Genomic DNA, 5,129 nt, shown 5'->3' with positions numbered 1-5,129 from the left:
TCTCACGACCACCGGGACCTCGCCGTCGGCGGCGGAGGCCACCAGCTCACGCAGTGCTCCCGAGGTCCCCAACCCGTCCAGCCTCCCCACGGCCAGACCGGTCGCCGCCTGACGGTCGGCCCCGATACGACCCTTGAAACGACCCAGGCCCAGCCGATCCATCCCGGAGGGCCACTGGCGACGTGCCTGCAGCTCGACCCCCACCCGTCCGAGCACCGCTCGGGCGGCACCGAGCTGCTCCTGGTCAGGGGCGTCAGGCAGGTCCAGGCCCCCGCACAGGTCGCAGGACCCGCAGCGCCCGCGACTCTACCGACGATAATAGGCGTACCGCTTATATTTACTTCGTTATTATTTGCTTGATTTGTACCGGTCGCTCTACCGCCCATTAGCGATGTGCTGTTAAAATTATTGAAATTCTTGTAGTATATCTTAGTAGCGCCGCTAACATTTACGATATTGTGTATGGCGTCTCCGCTATTGCTCGCTCTACCGTACCATGTGCCGTTGCCGCCGAGTACGACATAATGCACCTCTGCGTCATTCAAATTTACAGTATTGTTTTGTGCGCCTTTTCCTTCGCCGCCCACAAGTATCGCCACCGTAGCGCCATTATTGACATTAAGTATATTATTATTTGCCGAGGTAACTTGCTCATATAAAAAACCCTGCCCCAAATTGGTACCATCGCCGTTGCCTCCACCATAGATCGTGCGCTTCCAAGTACTTTCGCCGCCCGAGGTAACGCCTCTTATTGTTACGATATTATTATCGTTTTGTCCGTGAGCATTTGCTTTACTTTCAAAGCCGCCCGAGTAATTTTCGCCTGATGATTTATATAATTGACTTGGGGTGCCGTCGCTTTTAGTTACCGTTATGACTCCGTTACCGGCTAAAGCTTGTGAAGGAGCAATGGCTAAGCATGCCGCCAAACTTAAACCGGAAATAATCGGTATCTTAATATCTTTCATAGTTGTAATCCTTCGTAAAAAATAAAAACTATCCATTATACTATAAAAATACCTATTTACAATAAATTTAATACAATTCCTAACAAAAAGTAGCTTAATGCGAAAAAATCGGTATCGCGATGCAACGTTTTCGATAATAAAGTAAAATTTCAGCTTATTTTTGTTATCAAAGCTTAAACGAAAAATTACGATTACAAAATGATGGAATTTTAAAATTCCGACCTTAAAATTTAGCTAGCGGAATTCCCAAGAAGCGTCGCTGCGAGAAAAGCGCTAGAATAAAAAGGCAGCAGTTTCTGATAATGATAAATAGGTAGGGCATAAATTTTATAAATTTGGATTTGTAGAATTTAAAGTGAAGCAATATACGAGAGGAATTAAAATTTGAAGCAATTCTAGACTATAAGTACATACTTCTGCGATATGTTGTTAGCAAAGAGATTAAAATTTTAAAGCAAGTTCCGGGCGAGGCGATAAAAACGATAAAGTAGCGGCGCGGAGGGTTAAATTTTAAAAATTCTAAGTGAAAATAAAAGCAAAAAAAGCAAAATTATGAAAATTTCAAGCTAAATCTGGGCTTACAGAGGTGCTTGAAATAACAGAGGGCCTTTAGAGGTGCTTGAAATAACAAAGGGCTTTCGGCAGCTTTTAATGCTCACCAAAAGCCCATTTTTATAGTTTATGTATCTCTTACGCTCGAAAGCTAGTAATTCCACTTGCCAAAAAGCTCAAATCCCAAAAGCTTCTGTTTGCTTATTCGCAAGCTCCGCTAATGCTTTGTCCCGGGCTTGCCGCGATTAAAATTTAATGCTTGCGCGTTTCTCGCAGCTAAAGCCTGGCGGACCAAGCTTAGCGGATTACAAGACCTTGCGGAATTCCACGTCTGATAACCCAGACTAGGGTCTTTTTGCCCTTGTAATCTTTGATATATCGATCGAAGTCGTCTGAGCTTTTGACATCGTTTTGACCGACTTGGATGATCACGTCGCCTACTTCAAAGCCGTAATCATCGGCTTTTGAGCCATCTTTGACGCTTAAGACGAGGGCGCCCGAGACATCGTCGTCGAGGTTATATTTGCGGCGCAAGCTGTCATTTAACGTCCTTAGTTTTAGCCCCTCTATCGCGCTTTGTGAGTTTTCACCGGCTGAGCCTAAGGTGGTGGAGTCGGATTTCATCGCGTCTAGCTTGATAGTGGTGCTCTTGCTTTTGCCGTCGCGCTCAAATTCTACATCCACTGAGCTTCCTGGAGCCATTGAGCCGATTAAATTTTTTAGCTCGTTGGCGTTTTTGATAGATTTGCCGTTTATTTTGGTAATCAAATCGCCGCGCTTGATACCTGCTTTATCGGCAGGCATATCCTTTTCTACGCTTGAGATTAGCGCGCCCTCTTTGCTTTCATAGAGCTCTTTTTGATCTTTAGACATATCCGAAATCGTAACGCCTATAAAGCCACGCTCGATCTTGCCGTTTGTGATGAGCTTTTCAGCGATCTCTTGTACCATATTTGAAGGGATCGCAAAGCCTACGCCGTTATTTCCGCCTCCGCGACTTAAAATAGCGGAATTTATTCCCAAAAGCGCGCCGCGGCTATCCACTAGCGCGCCGCCTGAGTTGCCCGGATTGATCGAAGCGTCGGTTTGGATGAAATTTTCGTATTGATTTAGTCCGATATTGTTTTTATTTAACGCGGAGATGATACCTTGGGTGATGGTGCCGCCCACGCCGAAAGGATTTCCGATAGCAAATACAATGTCGCCCTCCATAGCCTTGGACGAGTCGGCAAATTTAACCGCAGAGAGATTTTTTTCGTCGATTTTGATGATCGCAAGGTCGGTTTTAGGGTCGGTGCCGATTACCTTGGCTTTATATTCCTTATCGCCTTCTAGTAGTGTAACTACGATTTCGTCAGCGTTTTCTATTACGTGATTATTTGTGACAATATAGCCGTCTTCGGAGATGATGACACCAGAGCCTAGTGAGCTTCCCTCGCGCTCCTGCTGCTGCGGAATGTCAAAGTCGAAAAATTGCTTAAAAAACGGATCGTCAAACATCTGTGACATCGGGCTATTGCCTGCTTTAATCTTGGTTTTAGTTGCGATATTGACGACGGATTTTTTTACGTCCGCAAGTGAGCTGTGATACGAAAGCACCACGTCTTGATTAAAGCCCGGATTTACGCGCTCATAATTGCTTGGAGCTTCTTTAATGTCGATACTGGCGCCAAAAAGCGCACCTGCTAAAGCTATCGATATGATGATCGATTTTTTCATTTTTGCTTCCTTTGTGATAATGAAATTTTGGCGGAATTATAAATTTTGTCCGCTAATATATTCTTAACGCAAAATTAAAATTTATAAATAGAATTTAGCAAACTTGATTGACACTCACTAAAGTTTTATGATATAATCTACATAAATTTTAAGATTTTAAGGATTAAAATGGCAAGTACAAGCAGTTTATACGAAACCTTAGGCGTGGATAAATCAGCAAGCGCTGAGGAGATTAAAAAAGCTTACCGCAGGCTAGCTCGCAAGTATCACCCAGATATCAATAAAGAACCAGGAGCTGAGGATAAATTTAAAGAGATCAACGCCGCGTATGAAATTTTAAGCGACGAGAAAAAGCGGGCGCAGTATGACCGCCACGGCGACGAGATGTTCGGCGGACAGAATTTCCACGATTTCGCGCAGGGCTCGGCAAACATGGGCGATCTAAACGACATCCTAAACAGCATTTTCGGCGGCTCTTTCGGCGCAAAAAGCGCAGGCTCACGTGGCGGATTTAGTTTCAGCTCTTTCGGTGGTGGCGAGGGTTTTAGCGGCTTTAGCGGCAGCAGTTTCGGCGGCGGATTTGGCGGCACACAGAGCCTAGATACGCACAGCTCGATTGAAATTCCTTTTGAGACCGCGATACAAGGCGGCGAGATGAGCGTGCGCGTGGGCGGCGAGACGGTTAAATTTAAAGTGCCCGCGGGCATCAATGCGGGCGAGAAGCTGCGCATCAGGGGAAAAGGACAAAAATCAGGCGCTCAAAGCGGCGATCTAATTTTAGAGATAAAAATCGCGCCAAGCACCGAGTATAGCCGCGAAGGCGACGATCTTTTCAAAAAGATTGACATTCCTTTGAAAACGGCGATGTTTGGCGGAAAAGTAGAAATTTCGACGCCGAGCAAAAGCGCAACGATAAAGATCGCAAAAAATACCAAAAACGGGCAGAAATACCGCCTAAAAGGCTACGGCGTGCAAAACCGCAAGAGTAAAATTTTAGGCGATCTATACGCGGTGGTAAATGTCGTTTTGCCCGATATCGATTCGCTGGGCGAGGACGTCAAAGCCGCGCTGCAAAAGCTATAAGGAGGCATCAAAATGCATGATTACGATGAGCCAGTTTATCTCATATCGATAGTTTCGAAGGTCCTAGATATCCATCCGCAGACATTGCGGCAATATGAGCGCGAAGGGCTCGTGAGCCCGGGGCGCACGGAGGGCAAGATGCGCCTGTACTCGGCGCATGATATGGACCGCATACGCATGATTTTAAACCTTACAAAGGAGCTTGGCGTCAATCTTGCGGGCGTGGATGTGATCTTTCGCCTGCAAGAAAGGATTGCCGAGTATGAGCACGAGATCGAGGAGCTGCGGGCTAGAATTTTAGAGCTTGGCGGAGAGACAGATTAAAGTTTGCGAAATAAAAATTTTAAAGCTCAGCAAAAATCGGATCCTGGTGCTACAAGCTGAGATTTTAATGCTATTAAAAAGCAAGATCGTCTCTCAAGCGTAGATTCAAGCGATAAATTTTGATTTTCAGTGCGGATTTGTGGGCGCGTCAAATTTAAAGTTGCGCTAAGCAAACTCGGGCGAATTTTCTTGCGATTAAATTTAAAAGCCGTCTTGATATAATTTGGCTTTAAAATTTAAAATTCCAAGCCGCGTTAGACATTAAAATTTTACCGCGGACCTCTAAATTTAGCGATAAAGTGCGACATAATTTCTCTATTTTTAAGCGGGGTTTTAGTAAAATCACATTATAAAATTTACCCATAAATTTATATGAAAAGATAAAATTTCATCGATTATCGCCTCCGATAAACGGTCGCGGATAATGTAAAACTTAACAATAGATAATGTAAAATTTTTCTCATTTTACCTCCTCCTTAAAAT

General features: G+C 44.6%; 4 protein-coding genes. 2 read left to right on the top strand and 2 right to left on the bottom strand.

What is annotated here, in order from left to right; translation table 11 throughout:
- Positions 1-2 precede the first annotated feature (2 nt).
- A complete protein-coding gene (locus Q0198_RS03880) occupies positions 3-968 on the bottom strand; it encodes a hypothetical protein (protein WP_297895207.1) in 966 nt (321 codons plus the stop codon).
- Between the two features lie 849 nt (positions 969-1,817).
- A complete protein-coding gene (locus tag Q0198_RS03875) occupies positions 1,818-3,239 on the bottom strand; it encodes a Do family serine endopeptidase (protein ID WP_297895204.1) in 1,422 nt (473 codons plus the stop codon).
- A 168-nt stretch (positions 3,240-3,407) separates the two neighbouring features.
- On the opposite strand from Q0198_RS03875, the gene Q0198_RS03870 reads away from it, so the two are divergent.
- Positions 3,408-4,322 carry a DnaJ C-terminal domain-containing protein gene (locus Q0198_RS03870; RefSeq protein ID WP_297895202.1) on the top strand — a complete coding sequence of 305 codons (915 nt, stop codon included), beginning with the start codon at positions 3,408-3,410 and terminating at the stop codon, positions 4,320-4,322.
- 12 nt (positions 4,323-4,334) lie between these two features.
- Complete coding sequence (locus Q0198_RS03865) at positions 4,335-4,646, top strand: helix-turn-helix transcriptional regulator (protein WP_297895199.1); 312 nt, start codon at positions 4,335-4,337, stop codon at positions 4,644-4,646.
- The last annotated feature ends 483 nt before the right edge of the window (positions 4,647-5,129 follow it).

Source organism: uncultured Campylobacter sp. (assembly GCF_938045205.1).
Classification (GTDB): Bacteria; Campylobacterota; Campylobacteria; order Campylobacterales; family Campylobacteraceae; genus Campylobacter_B.
The sequence above is the reverse complement of the archived record's forward strand: the minus strand, read 5'-3'. Positions and strand labels throughout refer to the sequence as shown.